The organism is Pseudoalteromonas sp. S2893 (assembly GCF_005887105.1).
GTDB lineage: Bacteria > Pseudomonadota > Gammaproteobacteria > Enterobacterales > Alteromonadaceae > Pseudoalteromonas > Pseudoalteromonas atlantica.
Window position 1 is genome coordinate 52781 of the sequence record NZ_PNCY01000001.1, and the last position, 21772, is coordinate 74552.

Consider the following 21772-nt stretch of genomic DNA (forward strand, 5'->3'; position numbering starts at 1 on the left):
AAAGTGGCTAAGCAGTTTGATGTCGTTGTTATTGGGGGCGGGCTTGCAGGGGCAAGTTGTGCGCTAAGCATTGCTAAAACAAACCCTTCACTCACTATTGCTGTAGTAGAAGCAAACCAAGTAACGGGCGATTACCACCCAAGTTTTGACGACAGAAGTATTGCTCTTGCACAGCAGTCGGTTGAGTATTTACAGCAGTTAAATTTATTTGAGCCAAGTGCGCCATACACAGCAGCAATAAAAAAAGTAAGCGTGTCGGATCGTGGTCACTTTGGTAAAGCACATATTAGTTGCGACGAGTTTGCTAAACCGTCATTAGGTTACGTGGTTGAGGTAAACCCGTTTGGCCGCGCACTTTATCAGCGTTTAACGCAAGCGAGTATTGCACTTTATTGCCCCGATAGCGTAAGCGCTATTAAGCAAAGCCTAAACAGTAATGAGGTTACTTTACAAAGCGGCGAGCAACTCAATACTAAACTACTGGTTATTGCTGATGGTGCGCAATCTCCAACCCGTAACTTACTTGGTTTAGGCTTTAATACTCAGCCCTATGAGCAAGGCGCTATTATAGCCAATGTTGAAGTAGCAGGCGGGCATAACAACCATGCGTATGAGCGCTTTACCGAGCACGGCCCGATGGCACTTTTACCAATGAGCAATAACCGTTACTCATTAGTGTGGTGCATGAAACAACAGCACGTTGAGCAGCATACCGTTTTAAGTGAAAGCGACTTTTTAAATGCGCTACAAAGTGCATTTGGTTACCGAGCAGGGCAATTTACAAAAGTGGGCACACGCACAAGCTACCCGCTGGTTTATGGCCAAGCTGAATCATTAACGGCGCATCGTACAGTAGTCATTGGTAACGCTGCGCATGCTATTCACCCTATTGCAGGGCAGGGCTTTAATTTAGGCCTGCGTGATGTACAAGTACTTAGTAATTTAATTGCAACAAGTAAAAACGAGTTAGGCTGTTATGCGTTTACCCGTGAGTATTCACTAAAGCGTAGCAGCGATATAAATACCGTAATGAGTTTAACCGATGCACTGGTTAGGCTTTTTTCAAACTCGTCACGGGTATTAGCGCTTGGGCGCAGCATTGGGCTTTTCTCAATGGATTTATTTCCCGTATTAAAAGCACCGTTGGCCAAGCAGCTAATGGGGCAAGTTAAACAAGGTACACGTTTATGAAGCAAGCACAGGTTTGTATAGTGGGTGGTGGCTGCGTAGGCTTAACCCTCGCGTTAGGACTCGCTAAAGCCAATGTAAGTGTTGTGGTGTTAGACGCCGCGCCAAAGCAATTACCGCCAAGTGATGAATACGCCTTGCGCGTAAGTGCGCTGAGTATTGCAAGCCAAAACCTGTTTGAGCAATTAAACGTGTGGCCACACATAATGGCAGAGCGAGCGTGCGCATATACGCATATGGACGTACGCGATGCCGACAGCTTTGGTAAAATAACCTTTAATAATGAGCAACTTGAGCTTGATCACTTAGGCCATATAGTTGAAAACGATATTATTCGTTTTGCACTTATAAAAGAGCTAGAGCAACAACCAAGTGCCACGTTGATGTTTGATACTGAGTATCAACAAATACACCAAAGTGAGTCTGATGTATTTATAACCCTTAAAAGCGGTGAGCCTATTATTGCTAAGCTGCTGGTGGCGGCCGATGGCGCAAATTCGGCTATTCGTAAACAATTTAATATGGCGCTAAGCTTTAAAGATTACGACCATCATGCATTGGTTGCTACGGTTAAAACCAAAGAGCCACACGCAAACACCGCACGCCAAGTGTTTTTACCAACTGGGCCACTGGCTTTTTTACCCCTTAGCGATGACAACACCCATTCTATTGTGTGGTCTACCAGCCCTAATCATTGCGATGAATTGCTAGCAATGGACGACGCTACTTTTAATAAAGCTGTAATGGCAGCCATAGATGGCCAATGTGGGCTGTGTGAAGTGCAAAGTAAACGCGCAGCATTTCCACTTAAAATGCGCTACGCCCAGCAATGGGTGAGCGGCAAAGTGGTATTAATGGGCGATGCAGCTCACACCATTCACCCACTTGCAGGGCTTGGTATGAACCTAGGCCTAAAAGACGCCGCGTATTTAATTGAGCTACTGACCAGTGATAGTAAAGAGTTTGCGAGTACCCGCACGCTTCGCGATTATGAGCGCACCCGTAAGCTCGACGCGCAAAAGCACATAGCCATGATGCAGGGGCTTAAAGAATTATTTGAAGGGGCCAACCCGGTTAAAAAGCTGATACGTGGAGTCGGGCTATCACTCGTTGATAACCTAGGCCCAATAAAACACCTATTCGCCAAAGAAGCGATAGGCAAATAACGTAGGTTGGGAAGAGCGAAGCGAAACCCAACGTATAAAGTAAAGTAGTTAGTTTTTAGCTATCAGCTTTCAGTAAAGAAAAACCGATGTTTAGTTTAAACATCGGTTTTTTGTTTTTAAGTGGCTTTAAACAGATTAAAAACTGCGCTTTTCACGCGAGCAAGCTTTGCGTCTACATGCAAAGTTTAACACTGAGCTTAATTTTACCTGTAGGCATTTAGCTTGCTGACGCGACGAGCGTAGCGCGTAATTACTATCGTTAGTTAAAAAGCGCTTTGCGTTAAATTAGTTACAAATTGGCTTGCGCTTCATTCACCATATCTTGTAGTGCATCAATTAACAGTGGGTCGCGCGAGTTTTGTTTAGCAAGTTTTAGTGCATGCTTCATGCTAGTAACAGCCTCTTTAAACTGTTCGTCAGCCGTGTACCCTTGCGATAACCGCATGTGGGAGTAAGCAGCATTAGGGTAATCACGAGTAAAGTGTTTAAGTGTAGTTATCGCTTTTTTAGTGTTATCAAACTTTTGCTGGCTGTGGGCAAACTCTACGTACACATCTTGTGGAATTTTAAGCTCAAATCCGTACTTATCGCTCAGTGCTTGGTAGTAACTTGAAATAAGCGATACATCGGCAAATTTTCCGTGCTCGTCAGTCACGTTAAATATTAGGTCACTAAATAAGTGAATTAGGCTATCGCTAAGGGCTGGCAGTATAGTGCCCATATGAGTAAAAGTAGGGTAATGCTTATATTCCCATTTTAGCTGTGTGGGCATTTGTTGTTCTAAATTTACTAACGTATTTAATGCGCCTGTATAAAAACGTGCGCCTTCACTCGCTACACTAATAAATAACTCTTGAGTGCCTTTAGGGTTTTTAGTGTATTTAATAATATTATTTTTTAACTCTTCGTCACTCCACCAACTATTTGGGCTTATAGCTATGTAGTTGTTAAATAATTCAGGCTGATTAACTAAAGTGTAAAGCGCTAATGTACCAGCATTAGAGTGACCAATTAAGGTGTTGTAGCCGTTAGTTGAGTAATTGCTATTTATGTAGGGCATGAGCTCGTCAGACACAAATTTTAAAAAGCTGTCGGTTTTCCCAGCATCAGGCCATTTATTTTTTACAAAGGTTTGAAACTCAGTTTTCGGCTCGTCATCTACTTTAGGTAAGTAATCACGCACGCGGTTAGTTGTATCAATACCAACAAGCATGGCATTAGGTATTTGTTCGTAATCAACTAAGGATTTTATAACACCTGACGCCGTATGAAAGTGCTCAACACCATCTAGTAAATAAATAACATAAAGCGGCTGATCGTCTTTTACAGTGTCAGGTATGAAAATTCTGATAGGCCTGTCTTCGTTAAGTATTTTTGATTGTAAAATGATTTTTTTACCAACGGTTATGTCGGTTGTAGCAGTGTCTGCGTGGCTTAAAAAAGAGGTACTAAAAGCAAGTGTAAATACAAGTGATAGTAAGAGCTTCATAAATATCCTTATTAAATAATGTGTTGCTTAATAATTGCACGGCTTTAGGTTTGAGTAAATGTTTATATTTTAGGCGCAAATGGAGGGGGTAAGTAATTAAAAGCTGCGCTTTTTACGCAAGCAAGCTTTACGTCTACACACAAACCCAACGCACTTATCGTAATTCGGCTTGTTGATATAAAGTGAACGCATATTAATATCCCCCTGATAGCTTTAACACTTATCTATCAAAGCTTAAAAAACCTGCTTGCTTAATTATCCATCTAAGCGTAAAATGCGCGCTCATTTCGGCTTTTACACTATTAATTCCTTGCCTTAAACCGACCGGCCGAAACGGTAGAAGGCTCTATTAACCGTAAGGAATATCCATGCGTCATTACGAAATCGTATTCATGGTTCACCCTGATCAGAGTGAGCAAGTATCTGGTATGATCGAACGTTATACTGGTTCTATCACTGAAGCTGGTGGTACTATCCACCGTCTTGAAGACTGGGGCCGTCGTCAACTGGCTTACCCAATCAACAAGCTTCACAAAGCTCATTATGTTCTTATGAACGTTGAAGCACCTACTGAAGTAATCAGCGAGCTAGAAACTACTTTCCGCTACAACGATGCAGTGCTTCGTAACTTAGTTATGCGTACTAAAAATGCAGTAACTGAAGCGTCTCCTCTTGCAAGAGAAGAGAAGAAAGAAGCACCAGCTGCTTAATTGTTTTGAGTCCTAGCATGGCACGTAGTCAGCAGTTAGTGTAATGGTTAGCCCATATATGAATCAGCTGGTTATATCGGGGGTTGTTTGTAAAACACCCAAGTTTAGCCAAAGCCCTGCAGGCATACCGCATTGTATTTTTGTTGTAGAACATAAATCGATGCAAACCGAAGCAGATCTTAACCGTAATAGTTACGTTAGGCTTCAGGTTGTTGCCAGTGGTAAGCAAATGCAACAACAGACTCAACATTTGCACGTTGGGCAGGCATTGCAAGTGAGTGGTTTTTTAAATCGCCACGAAGGTCGTAACGGCCTTAGCCAATTGGTTTTGCATGCTCAGCATATAGAAAGAATTATTTGAGGAATTAATCTCATGGCACGTTATTTCAGACGTCGTAAGTTCTGCCGCTTTAAAGCGGAAGGCGTACAACAAATCGATTACAAAGATCTAGCTACTCTTAGAAACTATGTTACAGAAAGTGGCAAAATCGTACCTAGCCGTATTACAGGTACTAGCGCTAAATACCAGCGCCAGCTAGCAACTGCTATTAAGCGTGCTCGCTACTTAGCCCTTCTTCCATACACTGACTTACATAAGTAAGCAGCGGATTAACAGTTTTTAAAAGGTGTAGAAACATGCAAGTTATTCTACTAGATAAGATCGCTAACCTAGGTGGCCTAGGTGACCAGGTTGTTGTTAAATCTGGCTTCGCACGTAACTTCCTTTTCCCGCAAGGTAAGGCAGTTCCTGCAACTAAAGCAAACATTGAAACGTTTGATGCTCGTCGCGCAGACTTAGAAGCGAAAATCGCTGAACAGTTAACTGCAGCACAAGCACGCGCTGACAAACTAGAAGCATTAGCAGAAGTTACTTTAGTATCTAAAGCTGGTGACGAAGGTAAGCTATTCGGTTCAATCGGTACTCGTGACATCGCTGACGCTATCTCAGCTGTTGGTGTTGAAGTTGCTAAATCAGAAGTTCGTTTACCTCACGGTACTATCCGTGAAACTGGCGAATTCGACGTTGCAATCGCAGTACACTCAGACGTAACAGCTACTATTAAAGTAATCGTTATTGCTGAAGCTTAATTTTTAATTAAGCCCAAAAAGCCGTGCTTTTAGCGCGGCTTTTTTGTATCTAAAATTCCTCTTTAATACCCATCTAATAGATCTATATAAAATTATTTAACTATTTTTATTATTAGTTTAAACCTTTCTTGTCTGTCTTTGCGTCTTAGTAATCAATACACTCATTAATACACGTTTTTAAATAAAAATAATTAAAAGGCGACATCACGGATGTTACACACAAAACCCGAGCACACGCCCCTATGCGACCTTGCACTCATTGAGCGTGTTAAAGCGGGGGATCAAAATGCTTATAAGGCATTATATGAGCTGCATATAAAGCGTGTTTACGGTTTATGTTTGCGCTTATTGGCCGATGAAGCGCACGCTGAAGATGCCGCCCAAGAGGTATTTGTGCAGGTGTGGCATAAAATAGCGCAGTTTGACGGGCGCTCACAATTTTCTACTTGGCTATATAGCGTAGCAAGCAACATTGCGATTAGTTATGTACGCAAGCACAAAAGCTGGTTAAACAAAGTTGTGAGCATAGAACAAAGCGGTATGGATGAGCAAAGCGCGCAAAGTTGTAAGGGATTAAACGGGTTAGATAAATTAATTGTTCGCCTACCAGAGCGCGCCCGCATGGTGTTTGTTTTATATGCTATTGAAGGCTACCGCCACGAAGAAATAGCCCAGCAATTGGGAATGGCATTGGGGTCGAGTAAGTCGCAATATCATCGTGCAAGGCAGTTATTACAAGAGTGGTACGAGTATGAGTAAACAAAATTTTGATGACTACTTAAACGAGTCTTTAAACAATTTAAATAAAGACATAGCGCCCAATAAAGCACTTTGGCAGGGCATTGAGCACGCCATAGTGACAGCTAAGCCACCTGCTGTTAAAGCGCCATTATGGCCTAAATTGAGCGCTATTGCTGCGTGCAGTGCAGCGGCGTTATTAGCAATAAATATATTTATGAGCAATAACGAGCCAAGCCAAGTGGCTGCTATGAGCGATTATTTTAAAGCGCAAAAGCAAAGTTTATTAGTGCAGTACAAAAACCAAGATGCACTTACCAATAACTGGCAAGCACAGTTACAAGAGCTTGAAGAAGCAGAGCAAGCAATTAAACAGGCACTTGAAAACGAGCCACAAAATCAGGCATTACTGACCATGTTGGCGCAAGTTTACCAGCAACAACTCGACTTAATTAACAAGGTGCATGCACCGCGTTGGCAGCAAATATAGGGGAATAACATGAAAGCAATTTTACTTGGGCTAAGCCTATTACCACTGAGCGTTTTAGCGGGCGAAAAAATAGATAAGCAAATAGAGGTACCAAGCGGCGGCACTATTTTTATTGAAAACCAACGTGGCGATGTAAACATAACCGGCTGGGATAAAAACGAATTTAAAGTCTCCGGCGAGCTTGACGACAAAGCAGAAGGGTTTGAGCTTAAAACGACAGGCGATAAAACCGAATTTATAGTAAAAATGCCACGCAATTTGGGATGGGGTAACAATGGAGATGGCTCTAACTTAACGGTATTTATGCCAAAAAGCAGTCGCTTAGAATTTGCTGGCGTAAATGTGTCAGTGACTGCAAAAACACTTAAGAAAGGCGCTGAGGTTGATGTTGTTAATGGTGAAATTACGGTAGATGACATTAGCGGCACTGTTAAATTAAGCACCGTAAATGGCGATGTAAACGCACAGAACTTAAGCGGCAATATTCAATTTGAAACCGTAAACGGTGAAATTAACGATAAGCAATCAAGCGGAGAGCTGCGTTTTAGTGCCGTAAATGGCGATATTAAATCAAGCACAACCGCAAACGACGTACGATTAGAAAACGTAAATGGCGATATCGATTTTACATTATCGAGCATAAAAAGCTTACGTATTAATACTGTAAACGGCGAAGCTGAAATACACATCAGCGAGCTGCTAAAAGGGGCTGATGTTCGCTATGAGTCGGTAAGTGGTGATGCTGATTTTTACTTCCCGCAAAGCGTGTCGGCTCAGTTTGAGATTAAAGCTCATGCCAATGGTAAAATTATTAATAAAGTAACCCGCGATAAAGTGACTAAAGCTAAATACGGCCCTTCTAGTGATTTAGAGTTTAGCGCAAATGGTGGCAGCGCAAGTGTTGAAATGGATACTATAAGCGGGCGCATTGAGCTGCGAACTAAATAACGCTAATTAGCGTTGATGATTACAAAAAGCAGGAAAAGATTTCCTGCTTTGCTATTTGCACAGCCCCGCCAAGTCGATAGAATAGAGCCATTCAATTTTAGTACTGTGAAGTTATGGCCAAACCAGATAAGCAAGTCGATACCCTTAAAGTCCCTCCCCATTCAATAGAAGCTGAACAATCTGTTTTAGGTGGCTTAATGCTTGATAACCAAGCGTTTGACCGCGTAGCAGAGCTGGTTGTTGCGCAGGACTTTTATACCCGCACGCACAAGTTAATTTTTGAGGCGATGACGGCGCTTGCTGAAATTGGCGATCCGATAGATTTAATTACAATTTCAGAAAGCCTTGAAAAAAATAATCAACTTGCTGGTATTGGTGGTTTTGCTTACTTAGCTGAAATAGCTAAAAACACCCCAAGTGCTGCCAATATCGATGCATACGCCAATATTGTGCGTGAGCGCGCGGTAGTACGCGAAATGATTGGCGTAGCTAATGAAATAGCCGAAGCTGGTTTTAACCCAGAAGGGCGCACCAGCCACGACTTATTAGACTTTGCCGAGAGTAAGGTATTTAAAATTGCTGAGCAACGTACAAAAAGTACCGAAGGCCCGCAAAGCATTCATAACATTCTTGAAAAAACCGTCGATAAAATCGAAGAGCTATACCAGTCGCCGCAAGACGGTGTAACCGGTGTAAGCACTGGGTATGCTGATTTAGATAAAATGACAGCAGGTATGCAGCCTTCTGATTTAATTATTGTTGCAGCACGTCCGTCGATGGGTAAAACCACCTTTGCGATGAACCTTGCTGAGCACGCCGCAATGACGCAAGACAAGCCTGTGCTTATTTACTCATTAGAGATGCCCTCTGAACAAATTATGATGAGGATGTTGGCATCACTTGGTCGTATTAACCAAACTAAGGTACGTACTGGCCAGCTAGATGATGACGATTGGGCACGCCTTTCATCAACTATGGGGCTGTTGATGGAAAAAGGCAAAATGTATGTTGATGATGCATCGGGGCTTACACCTACCGATGTGCGTTCACGTGCAAGACGTATAGCGCGCGACCACGGTGGTATTAGTATGATCATGGTCGATTACCTTCAGTTAATGCGCGTACCTAGTTTATCAGATAATCGTACTTTAGAGATTGCCGAAATATCGCGTTCATTAAAAGCGCTCGCTAAAGAGTTACAGTGCCCGGTTATTGCGCTTTCGCAGCTAAACCGTACGCTAGAGCAACGTGCCGATAAACGCCCAATTAACTCAGATTTACGTGAGTCGGGTTCGATAGAGCAAGATGCCGATTTAATCATGTTTATATACCGTGATGAGGTATACAACGAAGACAGTACAGAAAAAGGCATCGCCGAAATTATCATAGGTAAACAGCGTAACGGCCCAATTGGTAAAGTGCGCTTAACCTTCCAAGGGCAATTTTCTCGCTTTGATAATTACGCGGGGCCAGCAGTTGATGATGAATACTAATGCGCCTTGCCACTGCCGAAATTAACCTAACCGCCCTTGCGCATAACTTATCGCAGGTAAAACGTTTTGCGCCAAATAGCAAAATAATGGCGGTATTAAAAGCCAATGCGTATGGGCATGGTTTAGTAAAAATTGCCCAGCACTTAAATAGTGCTGATGCATTTGCTGTTGCCCGAATTGATGAAGCCCTCGCACTGCGCGCCGGTGGTTTAACAAAGCCAATAGTACTGCTTGAAGGTTTTTTTAATAAAGCCGACTTACCTATTTTATTGGCTAATAATTTTCAAACTATTGTGCACGACGAAAACCAGCTTGCAGCAATAGAAAATGCCACCTTAGATGCGCCAATTACTTGCTGGCTAAAAATAAACACCGGCATGCACCGATTAGGTATAGCACCGGAGCAGTTTGACGCGTTTTATAGTCGCTTGCAGCGCACACCCAATGCTAAAAGCACCATTAATTTGATGACCCATTTTTCGTGTGCCGATGATACGCACAATACTAAAACGGCGCAGCAAATTAGCTTATTTGATACGCTTGTAAAGGGCATAGACCAAGCGCATTGTTTATCAAACTCGGCCGGTATTATAGCTTGGCCTGCAGGACACGGTGATTGGATACGCCCAGGACTTATGCTTTATGGGGTGTCGCCAATGGCAAACTGCACAGGGCAAGAACACAATTTAAAGCCCGTCATGCGTTTAACCACAAAGGTGATTGCAGTGCGTGATGTTGCCGCCCATGAGCGAGTAGGGTACGGAGGCCGTTGGCAAAGTGATAAACCGACCCAATTAGCCGTAGTGGCTATGGGTTATGGCGATGGCTATCCGCGTCATGCCAAAGAAGGCACACCGGTTATGATTGCAGGGCAGCGTTACGGTATTGTAGGCAGTGTGTCTATGGATATGATAAGCATTGATATAGGCGAAAACGAGCACAATGTTAAAGTAGGCGACAGCGTTACAATGTGGGGGCCGGAGCTTCCGGTTGAAGAAATAGCCCACTGCGCCGATACTATCCCTTACGAATTACTGTGTAATATTACACCGCGCGTAAGTTACGAGTACCAGCGATAGTTAATAAGTGATATTTATTCTTTAATAAAGTAAATATCACTAAAGCCCATACGGGCAAATTCTTGGTCACGAAAGTTACGTACAGCCGAAGAGCCTTTTGAGGTCATTTCTATTTGGCGTACCATGTTTAAGTAGTTGGTTAAATCAATACCTTCGGCAGCGGCAATAGCTTGATACATGTCGTGGTATTTGTCTTTTGCGAAGTTAATTTCGCGCGGTTGGTTTTTAAATGTATAGGTTATTCTGCGTGCCATAATAAGCTCAGCTAATTGAGTGTGAGTGTAATTTTACACTGTATTGAACTGGCATTGAACGATTTGTTGAAATCAAATAATTAAAAGTAGAGTTTAAAATGAAATTATCAGTAGAGATCAGTAAATACCCACTTCATCAAGATTACATCCCGTTTATTAAGGGCTTTATTGACCGTTTAAACGAATACGACAACTTAAAAGTGATCACCAACACGCTTTCTACGCAAATTTTTGGCGATTACGATTTAGTAATGCAAGTGCTAAACACTGAAATTAAACGCTCGTACGAAGAGTTTGGTAAGGCTATTTTTGTTTGTAAGTTTTTATCTGGCGATTTATCTCCAGAGTAATCGCCTTTATTTAACGTGTATTAAAAACGGTAACCGCACACATGGATTTTTTAACACAAACCTTAAGTGGTTTTACAGCAATGTCGCATTGGGAATATATTGCGGTAGGGTTGTCTATTGCTTATTTGTTACTGGCAATAAAAGAGAGCCTATGGTGCTGGCCTGCCGCTTTTTTTAGCACGCTTATTTATACCATAATGTACTGGAATGGCGCGCTGCTTATGGAGTCGCTACTCAATTTTTATTACATGTACATGGCTGTATTTGGCTGGATGGTATGGCGCAAAGGCAAAGCAGATAATATTAGTATTACCTCATGGTCTACACAACGCCACGCCATTCTTATAGGCGCTACGAGCTTAGCGGCCATTATTATTGGCTATGTAATGCAAAACTACACCCACGCCGATTTTGCCTACCTAGATAGCTTTACAACCTGTTTTGCGGTGGTAACCACGTATTTGGTTGCTAAAAAAGTACTCGAAAACTGGCTGTATTGGATTGTTATTGATGCGGCCTCTATGTATTTGTATTACGAAAAAGGCTATTACCCAACGCTCGCGCTATTTATTTTTTACACTATTATGGCCGCGTGGGGATTTAAAACCTGGTACGAAGAGTACGAGCAAAGCCAAGCTAAGCCATTAGCGCAATTATAACGCATGCACCGTAATCCAAATATTGCCGCGTTATGTAGTGAGTTTGTGGCACCTGAACACGTGCTACAAACCACTAAATTAGTGAATGGTTTAAGTAACGACAATTACCTAATAAAAACCGCACAGCAAAACTACTTATTAAAATGCTACAAATCACATTGGCCTAAAATAGGGCTACAAGCCCAAACTGCACTTAGCCAACATAACGTTTGCCCTAAACCCATTTGGCTCGATAAGGCTAACAGGCGAGCTGCATTTCGCTATATTTGTGGTGATATTGCTACTAATAATTACAGTATTGACCTAGTTGAGAAGTTGGCACGCGTTCATAGTTACCCTCTAGCTACACAGCCAATGGATATTGCAAAAGAGCTTGTGTATTACGCTAATAGCAACATATATCAACAGCACAGCCGCTTAATTGAAGATACGCTAAGCGCCATTAATGACATGCCCTACAACAGTGGCTTTTGTCATAACGATTTAGTTAAAGATAACCTAATAGTAAATTCAAGTGGCATGTATTTGATTGACTTTGAATATGCGCAAACAAACGACGTGTATTTTGATTTAGCGGCACTTGCGGTTAGCTTAGAGCTAAATGCGCACGCAGAGCACACTTTGCTTGAGCAATATAGCGCCCAGCAAGCAATACCCAGTGAGTTTTATTGCGCTTATGACAAGCTACGTTACTTTAAAGTGGTGTTTTTGGTGTTGTGTATAGGGTGGTATGAGCAGCGCGACATAAATAATAAGGCAAGCACATTACGCGCGCAGCTAAATAAGTTATTAAACGAGATACAAGATTAAAGCCCGCCAAAACGCGCGGCAAGCTCTTTGTACTTTGCTACTTCGTCAGCATCAAATTGGGGTTCACCGTTTTCATCTTCAGACTTGGCAATAAGCAAGCTCTCACGAGCAAGGCGTTTTACCCGCTCGGCTTTTACACCTAAAAACTCAGCCACTTGCTCAGTCGACATTAAACTCATAATTACATCCTCTATATAATCCGTAAGCATTCAGAACATGTTGCCAAACGGTTACTATTTTTTTATCGAATACCAATAAATAGCTTGTTTTTGGCAAGTTGTGAAGTGTTTTATCAAAAACAGTTTGATTTATAGGCATATAACTCAATGATGCTGGTATTTATTTAAAGATCTCTTTATTATTGCCAGTGCTAAAGCATTGATATCGCGAGTTAGTGTTTTGGCAACAAATGTGCTTTTGTGGTGAAATGGATATCACGTGGTCCACCTTGTGGTGAGCTATATAAAACAAGCGCAGTAATAGTGAGCTTATAATGCATTTTTGTAAGTTCACATTACAACTTAAGGTAATTATCCTCTAACTCATTAGTAGTTATGATTATTGGCCGCCCGTAGCTCAGCTGGATAGAGCGCACCCCTCCGGAGGGTGAGGCCAGAGGTTCGAATCCTCTCGGGCGGGCCATTTTACAAATCACTTCAATATTATTTATCTTCCATACCTTACACCGAAAAAGCCCCCTTGAGGAAATATGCGCTTAAATGCATATTTTTGTATTAATATATAATAATTATTCATATACTTGTAACAAATGTAATTTACTCTTGGATGTTAGACTAAAACTCATAACGTTTTGGCTGTGTTTTATTCTAAAGTTATGCTCATTAGCTTTTGAATCATAGGGATATTTTTTATTCATTTATTAACCTATGTTTTGGCGGCCTATTCGTGTATACAATTTTTAATATTTATTGGATTAACTCTGTAAAACCTGTAATTACAGCCTCAGTATTGATTGCTGTTATTTTGGCAATATTTTTTGTCGATACATTTTGCTCAATTAATATCTCTATTCCTGTCTTTTATATTGTTGTTATAATTTTTTACTCTAATAAAGAATCGCTACAGCGAGTATATGGCTTAAGTGCAGCCTGTATGCTGCTAACCGTTTTAGCCTTCTTACTTGGCCATTATAACAACATATGGTCTATCGAATTTGCCCACTGCTTTGTTAACCTAGTTGCTATTATTAGCACCACCTTTTTGATCAGAAAAAACAAATTAAAAAGTGAAAAGCTACGCTACAGCGAAGAGCTTTTAACGCAAACTCAAGAGCTGAGCAAAACAGGCAGTATTCGCTTCGATTCCCCAACAAAACAGGTTACTTGGTCACATGAAACGGCCCGTATTTTTGATTATGATTTAACTAAACAGCCAACCTTGGCATGTATTTATCGACGAGTACATCGTGCAGATATAGTTAATTTAAAAGAAGCGTTAACTGAATTTAGTGATGAATCATCCCTTGTTTCTGTGCAATTTAGGCTAATGCTTTCAAATCATAAAATTAAATATGTTTGTATGCTGTTAAAAAGGGTACCCCATGGCGATACAAGCGCTGTATACATTGGCGCAATTCAAGATATTACAAAGTTTAAGTTAAATGAATTTGCTAAAACCAAAGCCCAGTCTGATCTGGCTCATGCAAACCGTGTAAGTGTGCTTGGAGAGCTGACGACTACGCTCGCCCATGATATTAATCAGCCGCTCTCAGCAATTACTATAAATAGCGAAGCTGCAGGGCGCTGGCTTGCGCAAAGCCCGATAAACACGCACGAAATAAAACAAAATTTACTTGGAATTAATAAAGGGGCTCAAAAGGCCAGTGACATTATTCAGTGCATTTATGCACTTGCTAAAAAATCACCTATAGATAAAACCTTAGTGCCAATTAATAGTATATTTAGCGAATCATTTGCCCTTATGGATGGGTTAATTAATAAAACAGATGTGGCAATTGATTATCAAGGGAACTCGGCTGATTGCGCTTTATTTGCTAATAAAGTGGCTCTTCAGCAAGTGATAATTAACCTCTTACTTAATAGTATTCAGGCGTTTAAACATGACCAAGCAGATAAAAAAATTAGTATTACGGTACAAATAAATGGCCCAAATATAGAGATAACAATGAAAGATAATGGACCTGGTTTTAAAAGTGATAGTGCGTCAAAATTTTTTAATGCGTTTTACACAACCAAAAAAAATGGCATGGGAATGGGGCTTACTATCTGCAGCACTATTATTAAAGATCATAACGGGAGCATTAAGATTAGTAACAATCCAACAGGGGGAGCATGTGTCATATTAAGCCTAAAGGCTCAATGTGATGGGGGAGAAGTATATGAATAAGCCTTTAGTAATCGTGATTGATGATGAGCAAGCAATTCGTGAGGCTATAGGCAGCCTTGTGCGCTCTGTAGGATTAGACTTTTGCGGCTATGGTTCTATTCACGATTTTAATGCCACTGTAGATCAAACTCGCCCTAGTTGCCTAATTTTAGATGTGAGAGTTAATTTGGATAATGGGCTAGATTTTCAAAATAACTTAAAGCAATTAGGCTTACAAATCCCCATTATTTTTATAACGGGTTATGGCGATATTGCTATGTCGGTTAAGGCAATGAAAGCCGGTGCTATCGACTTTTTAACTAAGCCTTTTAGAGAGCAAGATTTACTTGATGCAATAATGCAAGGCCTACAAAAAAGCCAATCGCATCTAAAGCTGCTGCAATTACAACAAAAATATAAGCAGTTAAGTATGCGAGAAAGAGAAGTAATGAGTATGGCTGTAAGTGGTTTACTTAATAAACAAATTGCATCTGAGCTTAATTTAAGCCTAATAACAGTAAAAATTCACCGTGCGAATGCGTCTAAAAAAATGCAAGCCAGTTCATTTGCCGAATTAGTAAGAATGAACGAAATGTTACTTTCTTCGATGAATGGTTAATGAATAAATGCCTAATAAAACACCTCATTAACTTTAGGATCAATCACCCTATACCAAGGTATAGGCAGTACATACGCACGTACAGATACAGTAACATTTGAGTACAATTTTCATTATAAAGTTTACAGCGTAGCATTGCGCACAATTTAAACTACTGTGAAATATAATGGATATTAGAAAAGTAAGCATCGCAAAACGAGCTGTATTATTTTGCGCATTTTTAACATTAGTATCATGCCTAATTGGTAGCGGTGCTTTTTTTGTTTTATCTAAAGTTAACTCTATAACGAACACCATTAATGAGTATTGGGTGCCAGGCCTTATACAAGCGCAAGAGCTAAGTAATGATATTGCGAGTATTCGCTTAGAAGGTCAGCGCATTCGTGCCACAGAGCTCTCTTCAGTGATTGCCACGAGTAAACAAATTATTGTGCAAAACGAAGCAAATATTACAACCACCTTATTTACTTTAAAAAATGTACATAATGATCCAGAAAAAACCGCAATAGCTAATCAGCTCAGTACTGCGGTTAATACTTATTTTCAAAGCCTAAATGAGCTTATTGGCAAAATAGAAAACAACTCGCTAAGCCAGCAGCGCTCAATAGAGCTCAATAAAGAGCTGGCTGTTAAAGGCAGTGAGCTATACCGCCACTTAGGCGCGCTTATTAAATATAATGAAGTGGGCGTGAGCAAAGCAACTCGCTCTGCGGATCAAACATTTAATAACGCAATCATAATTCTTGTTGGTGTTATTTTAGCCGCTGTGATAATTAATATATTGCTGGGAATGTTATTTATTCGCAGTATTGTTACTCCACTAAATCAGGCTGTAATACTGTTAAATAGCATTTCACAGGGCAATTTAAATAACCAAATTGAAATTAACGAAGCACATAATGACGAAACCAGTCTGCTTTTTCATAGCATGCGCACTATGCAGCATAACTTATCAAGCATGGTTGAAAAAATTACTTTAAGCTCACAAAACCTGTCCTCAGCTGCATTTCAAATTAATGAAGTGATGGCGCAAAGTAATAATGATTTACGCTCGCAAAGTGAGCAAATAGATCAGTCTTCAGAATCAATTTCGCAAATGAATATTGCGATTGACGAAGTTTCGCATAATGCCAGTGTCACCTCGGCGTTATCGCAATCATCCGATCAAGATGCGCAGCAAGCAAAGGCTAATTTAGATGAATCAATGCGTGCAATTTCTGAGTTAGTAAATGAAGTATTAGCCGTATCTAGCAGCACCAGCTCACTTGAAAAAAGCACAGATGAAATAGCCAGTGTTTTGGTCGTTATTCAAAGTATTGCCGATCAAACCAACTTACTTGCACTTAATGCCGCTATTGAAGCTGCTCGTGCAGGAGACTATGGCCGCGGTTTTTCTGTTGTTGCAGAAGAAGTGAGATCGCTTGCTCATCGTACGCAAGAGTCTACTAAAGAGATTGAGTCGTTAATTAGTAACATTCAACACCATACCAAAAACACCGTGGAGTCTTTAAAAGAAAGCTCGCAAAAAGCAAGCTATACCCTCACTCAATCTGAGCAAGTAAGCACCTCACTTGAGAAAGTAACGCGGGCAATTAGTGAGATAAACGGTAAAAATATTGTGATTGCTACAGCCACAGAACAACAAGCTATGGCAACGAAAGAGCTCAACCGAAATATAGACAATGTAAAAGAGTTATCTACCTCTACGGCCAGTGGCGCAAATCAGACATTTGTTGCTACGCAGGAACTTAATAATTTAGCGGCAGATCTTAATGATGCTGTGATGAGCTTTAAAATTTAACTGTTAAGGTTATAAATACATGAATAGCATTATTGGTGTTGAGCTAGATAAAACTAAACCTAAGCTAAATATAAAGTCGTTTTTAGTTAATAAAACCTTTAAGTGGGCAAGCTTTTGGGGCGGGACATTACTGTTACTTTGCTGCTTTTTGTACATGAGTTATACGCAAATTCAAAAGCACACCATAGCGCAACAGTACAATCTTAATTTAGCATTAGAGTCACGTATTTATGATGGTCTTATTTTTCCGCGTTTAAGCTCGCTAAGAAAAATAGATCAGTTTATAAATCAGCAGGTGATTTTACAAAAGCAAGAAGTGTTCGCTTATAACCAGTCGCTGCAATACTCACTGGCAAATATAAACGTATACAACGCGTTAGGCGATATTGTCCTTGGGGCAGAGCACGTAGAGCTTGAAAGCTTTATTAAAGCAAAACCGCCTTTGCGTGAAACGTTATACGCCGATCAAGGCAATAACTCTCTGCATATTATTATTCCTACACAAAGAAGTGGCGAGTTGTCGGGCTGGGTCTCTACACAAATGCCACTGGATGCAATTACTGCACTTTTTGCCTCTATAGATGTGGGTAAGCATGGCATATTAGCTATACGTTTAGATAATACTTATAGTGATTTAATCCACTACCCACGCCTTTTACCTAGCTCTGAGCAAAACTACCCTAAGCTATTAGATAGCATGGTGAGTACGTCAAACTCAGGCACCTTAAAAAGTGCTGATTACTACGATAAAAAGAACCGTTTATATAACTATAAGCGCATAGGCGACACCGCCCTTTACCTAGTCACCGGCTTAGCAGTAAAAGATTACTTAGCTGAGTGGATTATTTATGTATACATAGCCATTGGCCTAAGTGGTGCTATGTTGTTTTTAGTTTATTGGTTTAATAACAAGTTAGGGTTATCGGTAAAGCGTGAATACACCGCACTTGAAAGTTTAAAACTACACGAGATACAAACCAAGTTATTGCTCGATAGCATAGGGCAACCAATTATTATTGTGAATTTAGACGGGGGATGTCGCTATTTAAATAAAGCGGCTTATAAACTCACGGCTATAGCTCAAGATGTGGTTGATGCAAATTACACCCTAAACGAGTTGTTTGGTCATAACGCGACATTTATACCTAGCTTGCTTGATAACATAAATAGTGCAAAAGAGTTCTCGGCTGAGCTATTAGAGTACACGAATGATCACGGCCATACCTTTTCGTTAGAAATTAGAGCGTACCCAAACTTACAAGAGCAAAAGCTGCTTGGCGCATTTATTAGTGTTCACGATATATCTGAAAAGAAAGCCGCAGCCGAAAAGCTAGCTTATATGGCGATGCATGACCCATTAACAGGTTTAATTAACCGCTGGAAGCTAACCGAAGAGTTTGATAAAGCTGTTGCTAAGGCAAGTTACACGCACCAGGAAGTTGTGCTCATTTTACTTGATTTAGACAACTTTAAAGCGATTAACGACTCATTAGGGCATGGCGCAGGCGATTTAGTGTTAGTTGAAGTGGCAAAACGTTTGCAGCAATTTAATAATGAAAGCCATTTTATATCGCGTTTAGGGGGAGATGAATTTTTACTATTGGCCAATACTCAAGGGCTTGCTCAGCTAAATATTTTATTAAAAGAAATGCTATTTTTGTTTAATACCGCATTTGTAATTGACGACTACCAAGTTGTTATTACGCCTTCTATTGGCGTTGCGCGTTATCCAGAGCATGGAACAAGCTTTGAAGAAATGCTAAAAGCGGCTGATCTTGCGCTTTATGATGCAAAAGACAGTGGTAAAAATGCATATAGTTTTTACGCACCGCATATGGGTGAAGAAGGGGTTCGTAAGCTTTATGTGCAAACACAATTAAGGCAAGCATTTGAGCAGCAAGATCTGTATTTAGACTACCAACCACAGTTTGATATAAATAGTCGTAAAGTTGTTGGTGTGGAAGCCTTATTACGCTGGAAGCATGCAGATCTTGGGCAAGTTTCACCTGCTGAATTTATACCGGCAGCAGAGCGAAGTGGCTTGATTATTCCTATTACGCAGTGGATTTTAAACCAAACATGCGAGCAAGCCGCAAAGTGGGAAGCGCAATATAGTCAAAAAATTGTATTAGCTATTAACTGCTCTGCGCATCACTTTACACAGGGCTGCCTTGTAAGTGATGTAAAGAGTGCGTTGTCTGAGTCGGGGTTAAGCCCTGAACTACTCGAGCTAGAAGTGACCGAATCGGCATTATTAGAATCATCAGAAAAAGTAACAACTATTATTTCTGCTCTAAAAGAGCTTGGTGTTAAATTTGCGATAGATGACTTTGGTACCGGTTACTCTAATATGGCTTACTTAAAGCAATTTGCCGCTGACAAATTAAAAATTGATCGTTCGTTTATCTCTAGACTTGATAGTAAAAGTGATGTTTCTATCTTAGAGGCCATTATAACGCTTGCTCATAATTTTAATTTAATAGCGATTGCAGAGGGCGTTGAAATGGAAAGCGAACTCAAAACTTTACAAGATAATGGCTGCAACCAAGTACAAGGGTTTTTATTGTCAAAGCCTATATCGAGCGATTCAATACATAGTATGTTGGCAACACAATGTAATGCTTAATACTTAATATAAAATAACTAGGTTTGTACTTTTTAGTATGGTTCTAGTTATTTATTATTTGCTAAATCTCAAAAAGTAGACTTTTAGGGTTAAACAATGCTATTTAGTAGGCATATTTAATTGTAGAAAACGCTTCTGCCATGCTCATCGCGTTACCCATTTCAGAGCTCACCCCAGGTATGTTTGTTGACAGTGTTACCAAACAGCATGAAGGGCTCAACAGTATAAAAATAAAAACCAGTGGCTTAGTGCGAAACCAGGCAATTATAAAACGCTTAGTAACCGAAGGCGTTTTAGAGCTGCTTATCGACTTTACCAAAGGCGATGCCGCCATACCCGATAAGTACAAACCTAAGAGTGCGCCCTCACAAAAGAGCACCACATCAAGCAGTAAAACAAAGCCACCCGCTGTAAAACCTGCGATTACCCTTGAGCAAGAATTTGCCAAAGCTAGCATCAACTTTGAGCAGCATAATCGCAAGCTGCAAGCTTTGTATGGTGATGTAACCACAGGGCTGTCGGTTAATTTAAAGGTGATTGATGAAATGGCTAACGATATAGTCAGCTCGGTATTTAGAAATACCAGCGCAATGACCATTTTAACCCGCATAAAAGACAAACATAGCTACAATTGGCGCCACATGATTAACTGCGCTATTTTCACCGCCGTGTTTGCTAAATATTTAGGATATAAAGAAGAAGCCGTGCAGCAGCTTGCTATGGGCGCGTTACTTCACGATTTAGGCCAAGCTAAACTCCCGCAGGGGATTATTTCTAGGCCAAGTAAACTCACTAGCAGCGAAATGGATATTATTAAACGCCATGTGGCTCAAGGTTTAGGTTTGGTTAAAGGTGAAAAAGGCATTACTCCCCTAATACTCGACATGATAGTTAACCACCATGAGCGATTAGATGGCTCAGGCTATCCGCGTGGTATTACAGCTGAAAAGCTTAGTCGCCCAGCGCGCATGATGGCAATTGTTGATGTGTACGATGCGCTAACAGCCGATAGACCGCATCAAGAAGGGGATGAACCCATTAATGCGCTGCGTTATTTGTTGGCTAACAAAGAGCTATTTGATGCAGAGCTAGTACAGCACTTTATTAAATGTTTAGGTGTGCACCCAGTGGGCACTATTGTTAAATTAACCAATGAGCGATTAGCTCTCGTGCTCGAGGGCAATAAATCAAATCCCATCAAGCCTAAAGTTAAGCTATTTTATAATGCTAAGCATGGGCACCACGTCACCCCTAAAGACTTAGACTTAAATGAACCTGATCAAAGTATTAAAATAGTGTCGAGTATCAAGCCACTAGACTATCAAATTAATTTGGCTCGTTTGTTAAAAGAGCACTTGTTGAATTAGCTTTTTTACAGCGTTTAAGTTTTTCGCGTTTAGCAGAAATATAAGCGCCTAAAAAACAACTCGCCATTAACGTTAGCCATAATAATGTTCCTTGCTGTACATGCAGTGCAATACAGCAAAAAGCTAACGACACTAATGCATTTAGCATGGCCCCTAACCAGTAATGGTTTACGGGGTTATCGCATTGGCCGGCTTGTGTACAGGCACAATAGTTTGCTTTATAAAAACAAAACACACTGGCGCCACAAAAAATGAGCCCTGCAATAATAAGTAAAATGATCACCTATTTGCTTCCTTTGTGATTTTGTAATGAGTTTAAAATGCAGGGAATTACAAGTCAATCTAAATGATAATTAATTACAGTTAGAGTATAAGCTCTAATAACACATTTCTGCTCCGATGAGTTTTAAATAGTTGTTAAAATGTAGTTAAAAAACGTGTTTTTTGGTGTTTTTTGTCGCTTTGTTACAGTTTTTTATAAAAAATTAAGGTAGTGTAGCCAAGTTTAAAATCCTAATAACAACACATAGATACCCAAACGCTTGTTTGG

The 21772-nt window shown here is 40.5% G+C and carries 23 protein-coding genes and 1 tRNA gene; 20 read left to right on the forward strand and 4 right to left on the reverse strand.

What is annotated here, in order from left to right:
* Window positions 1-3: 3 nt before the first annotated feature.
* Together ubiH and CWC04_RS00245 are read left to right on the forward strand one after the other, a co-directional pair.
* Window positions 4-1191, forward strand: coding sequence for a 2-octaprenyl-6-methoxyphenyl hydroxylase (gene ubiH, locus CWC04_RS00240; RefSeq protein WP_138684328.1), 1188 nt, complete (start codon window positions 4-6; stop codon window positions 1189-1191).
* Complete coding sequence (locus CWC04_RS00245; protein WP_126006025.1) at window positions 1188-2354, forward strand: FAD-dependent monooxygenase; 1167 nt, start codon at window positions 1188-1190, stop codon at window positions 2352-2354. The genes ubiH and CWC04_RS00245 overlap by 4 nt, the downstream gene beginning before the upstream one ends.
* 289 nt (window positions 2355-2643) lie before the next feature.
* Here CWC04_RS00245 and CWC04_RS00250 read toward each other — a convergent pair whose 3' ends face one another.
* Window positions 2644-3843, reverse strand: coding sequence for an alpha/beta hydrolase-fold protein (locus tag CWC04_RS00250; protein ID WP_138684329.1), 1200 nt, complete (start codon window positions 3841-3843; stop codon window positions 2644-2646).
* A gap of 368 nt (window positions 3844-4211) precedes the next feature.
* Here CWC04_RS00250 and rpsF point away from each other — a divergent pair, with 368 nt between their 5' ends.
* From rpsF to alr, 9 genes are all read left to right on the forward strand, one after another.
* Window positions 4212-4553, forward strand: coding sequence for a 30S ribosomal protein S6 (rpsF, locus tag CWC04_RS00255; RefSeq protein ID WP_004588455.1), 342 nt, complete (start codon window positions 4212-4214; stop codon window positions 4551-4553).
* A gap of 43 nt (window positions 4554-4596) precedes the next feature.
* Complete coding sequence (priB, locus tag CWC04_RS00260) at window positions 4597-4914, forward strand: primosomal replication protein N (protein WP_004588456.1); 318 nt, start codon at window positions 4597-4599, stop codon at window positions 4912-4914.
* A 12-nt stretch (window positions 4915-4926) separates the two neighbouring features.
* A complete protein-coding gene (rpsR, locus tag CWC04_RS00265; RefSeq protein ID WP_002962753.1) occupies window positions 4927-5154 on the forward strand; it encodes a 30S ribosomal protein S18 in 228 nt (75 codons plus the stop codon).
* Between the two features lie 35 nt (window positions 5155-5189).
* Complete coding sequence (rplI, locus tag CWC04_RS00270) at window positions 5190-5642, forward strand: 50S ribosomal protein L9 (RefSeq protein WP_004588457.1); 453 nt, start codon at window positions 5190-5192, stop codon at window positions 5640-5642.
* Between the two features lie 210 nt (window positions 5643-5852).
* Window positions 5853-6401, forward strand: a complete 549-nt coding sequence (locus CWC04_RS00275) for an RNA polymerase sigma factor (protein WP_138684330.1) — start codon at window positions 5853-5855, stop codon at window positions 6399-6401.
* Window positions 6394-6870, forward strand: coding sequence for a hypothetical protein (locus CWC04_RS00280; protein ID WP_096740095.1), 477 nt, complete (start codon window positions 6394-6396; stop codon window positions 6868-6870). Before CWC04_RS00275 ends, CWC04_RS00280 begins: the two co-directional genes overlap by 8 nt.
* Before the next feature lie 9 nt (window positions 6871-6879).
* On the forward strand, window positions 6880-7818 hold the full coding sequence (locus tag CWC04_RS00285; RefSeq protein WP_138684331.1) for a DUF4097 family beta strand repeat-containing protein: 939 nt from the start codon (window positions 6880-6882) through the stop codon (window positions 7816-7818).
* Between the two features lie 113 nt (window positions 7819-7931).
* Window positions 7932-9311: a replicative DNA helicase gene (gene dnaB, locus CWC04_RS00290; protein ID WP_126006033.1), complete on the forward strand. Its 1380-nt coding sequence runs from the start codon at window positions 7932-7934 to the stop codon at window positions 9309-9311.
* Window positions 9311-10390, forward strand: a complete 1080-nt coding sequence (alr, locus tag CWC04_RS00295) for an alanine racemase (RefSeq protein ID WP_024031627.1) — start codon at window positions 9311-9313, stop codon at window positions 10388-10390. The genes dnaB and alr overlap by 1 nt, the downstream gene beginning before the upstream one ends.
* Before the next feature lie 14 nt (window positions 10391-10404).
* On the opposite strand, the gene CWC04_RS00300 is transcribed toward alr, so the two are convergent.
* A complete protein-coding gene (locus tag CWC04_RS00300) occupies window positions 10405-10644 on the reverse strand; it encodes a DUF2960 domain-containing protein (protein WP_004588463.1) in 240 nt (79 codons plus the stop codon).
* A gap of 98 nt (window positions 10645-10742) precedes the next feature.
* Between CWC04_RS00300 and CWC04_RS00305 the strand changes: the two genes are divergently transcribed.
* The 3 genes from CWC04_RS00305 to CWC04_RS00315 are packed head-to-tail and all read left to right on the forward strand — an operon-like array spanning window position 10743 to window position 12463.
* A complete protein-coding gene (locus CWC04_RS00305) occupies window positions 10743-10994 on the forward strand; it encodes a hypothetical protein (RefSeq protein ID WP_004588464.1) in 252 nt (83 codons plus the stop codon).
* A 41-nt stretch (window positions 10995-11035) separates the two neighbouring features.
* The gene (gene pnuC / locus CWC04_RS00310; RefSeq protein ID WP_004588465.1) at window positions 11036-11653 is read left to right on the forward strand and encodes a nicotinamide riboside transporter PnuC; all 618 of its coding nucleotides are present in this window, start codon (window positions 11036-11038) and stop codon (window positions 11651-11653) included.
* 3 nt (window positions 11654-11656) lie between these two features.
* Window positions 11657-12463 carry a phosphotransferase gene (locus CWC04_RS00315; protein ID WP_138684332.1) on the forward strand — a complete coding sequence of 269 codons (807 nt, stop codon included), beginning with the start codon at window positions 11657-11659 and terminating at the stop codon, window positions 12461-12463.
* Here the strand turns inward: CWC04_RS00315 and CWC04_RS00320 are convergent.
* Window positions 12460-12642: a hypothetical protein gene (locus CWC04_RS00320; RefSeq protein ID WP_024031630.1), complete on the reverse strand. Its 183-nt coding sequence runs from the start codon at window positions 12640-12642 to the stop codon at window positions 12460-12462. The two genes, CWC04_RS00315 and CWC04_RS00320, sit on opposite strands and share 4 nt — an antisense overlap.
* Window positions 12643-13028: 386 nt before the next feature.
* On the opposite strand from CWC04_RS00320, the gene CWC04_RS00325 reads away from it, so the two are divergent.
* From CWC04_RS00325 to CWC04_RS00350, 6 genes are all read left to right on the forward strand, one after another.
* Window positions 13029-13105, forward strand: a tRNA-Arg gene (locus tag CWC04_RS00325).
* A gap of 264 nt (window positions 13106-13369) precedes the next feature.
* Window positions 13370-14830, forward strand: a complete 1461-nt coding sequence (locus tag CWC04_RS00330; protein WP_138684333.1) for a PAS domain-containing sensor histidine kinase — start codon at window positions 13370-13372, stop codon at window positions 14828-14830.
* Window positions 14823-15428: a response regulator transcription factor gene (locus CWC04_RS00335; RefSeq protein ID WP_201780875.1), complete on the forward strand. Its 606-nt coding sequence runs from the start codon at window positions 14823-14825 to the stop codon at window positions 15426-15428. The genes CWC04_RS00330 and CWC04_RS00335 overlap by 8 nt, the downstream gene beginning before the upstream one ends.
* A 166-nt stretch (window positions 15429-15594) precedes the next feature.
* Window positions 15595-17229, forward strand: coding sequence for a methyl-accepting chemotaxis protein (locus CWC04_RS00340; protein WP_138684334.1), 1635 nt, complete (start codon window positions 15595-15597; stop codon window positions 17227-17229).
* 19 nt (window positions 17230-17248) lie between these two features.
* Window positions 17249-19855 carry an EAL domain-containing protein gene (locus CWC04_RS00345; protein ID WP_138684335.1) on the forward strand — a complete coding sequence of 869 codons (2607 nt, stop codon included), beginning with the start codon at window positions 17249-17251 and terminating at the stop codon, window positions 19853-19855.
* Window positions 19856-19995: 140 nt separating this feature from the next.
* The gene (locus CWC04_RS00350) at window positions 19996-21222 is read left to right on the forward strand and encodes a cyclic di-GMP phosphodiesterase (protein ID WP_138684336.1); all 1227 of its coding nucleotides are present in this window, start codon (window positions 19996-19998) and stop codon (window positions 21220-21222) included.
* Here CWC04_RS00350 and CWC04_RS00355 read toward each other — a convergent pair.
* Window positions 21182-21505, reverse strand: coding sequence for a hypothetical protein (locus tag CWC04_RS00355; RefSeq protein ID WP_029772472.1), 324 nt, complete (start codon window positions 21503-21505; stop codon window positions 21182-21184). The two genes, CWC04_RS00350 and CWC04_RS00355, sit on opposite strands and share 41 nt — an antisense overlap.
* Window positions 21506-21772 lie beyond the last annotated feature (267 nt).

Excerpts from the sequence above, each read along its gene's own strand:
- rpsR (WP_002962753.1), top strand. The coding sequence starts at position 4,927 with ATGGCACGTTATTTCAGACGTCGTAAGTTCTGCCGCTTTAAAGCGGAA.
- dnaB (WP_126006033.1), top strand. The coding sequence starts at position 7,932 with ATGGCCAAACCAGATAAGCAAGTCGATACCCTTAAAGTCCCTCCCCAT.
- CWC04_RS00315 (WP_138684332.1), top strand. The coding sequence starts at position 11,657 with ATGCACCGTAATCCAAATATTGCCGCGTTATGTAGTGAGTTTGTGGCA.
- pnuC (WP_004588465.1), top strand. The coding sequence starts at position 11,036 with ATGGATTTTTTAACACAAACCTTAAGTGGTTTTACAGCAATGTCGCAT.
- CWC04_RS00350 (WP_138684336.1), top strand. The coding sequence starts at position 19,996 with ATGCTCATCGCGTTACCCATTTCAGAGCTCACCCCAGGTATGTTTGTT.
- CWC04_RS00340 (WP_138684334.1), top strand. The coding sequence starts at position 15,595 with ATGGATATTAGAAAAGTAAGCATCGCAAAACGAGCTGTATTATTTTGC.
- rpsF (WP_004588455.1), top strand. The coding sequence starts at position 4,212 with ATGCGTCATTACGAAATCGTATTCATGGTTCACCCTGATCAGAGTGAG.
- CWC04_RS00250 (WP_138684329.1), bottom strand. The coding sequence starts at position 3,843 with ATGAAGCTCTTACTATCACTTGTATTTACACTTGCTTTTAGTACCTCT.
- alr (WP_024031627.1), top strand. The coding sequence starts at position 9,311 with ATGCGCCTTGCCACTGCCGAAATTAACCTAACCGCCCTTGCGCATAAC.
- CWC04_RS00335 (WP_201780875.1), top strand. The coding sequence starts at position 14,823 with ATGAATAAGCCTTTAGTAATCGTGATTGATGATGAGCAAGCAATTCGT.
- CWC04_RS00305 (WP_004588464.1), top strand. The coding sequence starts at position 10,743 with ATGAAATTATCAGTAGAGATCAGTAAATACCCACTTCATCAAGATTAC.
- CWC04_RS00280 (WP_096740095.1), top strand. The coding sequence starts at position 6,394 with ATGAGTAAACAAAATTTTGATGACTACTTAAACGAGTCTTTAAACAAT.
- CWC04_RS00345 (WP_138684335.1), top strand. The coding sequence starts at position 17,249 with ATGAATAGCATTATTGGTGTTGAGCTAGATAAAACTAAACCTAAGCTA.
- CWC04_RS00275 (WP_138684330.1), top strand. The coding sequence starts at position 5,853 with ATGTTACACACAAAACCCGAGCACACGCCCCTATGCGACCTTGCACTC.
- priB (WP_004588456.1), top strand. The coding sequence starts at position 4,597 with ATGGTTAGCCCATATATGAATCAGCTGGTTATATCGGGGGTTGTTTGT.
- CWC04_RS00320 (WP_024031630.1), bottom strand. The coding sequence starts at position 12,642 with ATGAGTTTAATGTCGACTGAGCAAGTGGCTGAGTTTTTAGGTGTAAAA.
- CWC04_RS00285 (WP_138684331.1), top strand. The coding sequence starts at position 6,880 with ATGAAAGCAATTTTACTTGGGCTAAGCCTATTACCACTGAGCGTTTTA.
- CWC04_RS00245 (WP_126006025.1), top strand. The coding sequence starts at position 1,188 with ATGAAGCAAGCACAGGTTTGTATAGTGGGTGGTGGCTGCGTAGGCTTA.
- CWC04_RS00300 (WP_004588463.1), bottom strand. The coding sequence starts at position 10,644 with ATGGCACGCAGAATAACCTATACATTTAAAAACCAACCGCGCGAAATT.
- rplI (WP_004588457.1), top strand. The coding sequence starts at position 5,190 with ATGCAAGTTATTCTACTAGATAAGATCGCTAACCTAGGTGGCCTAGGT.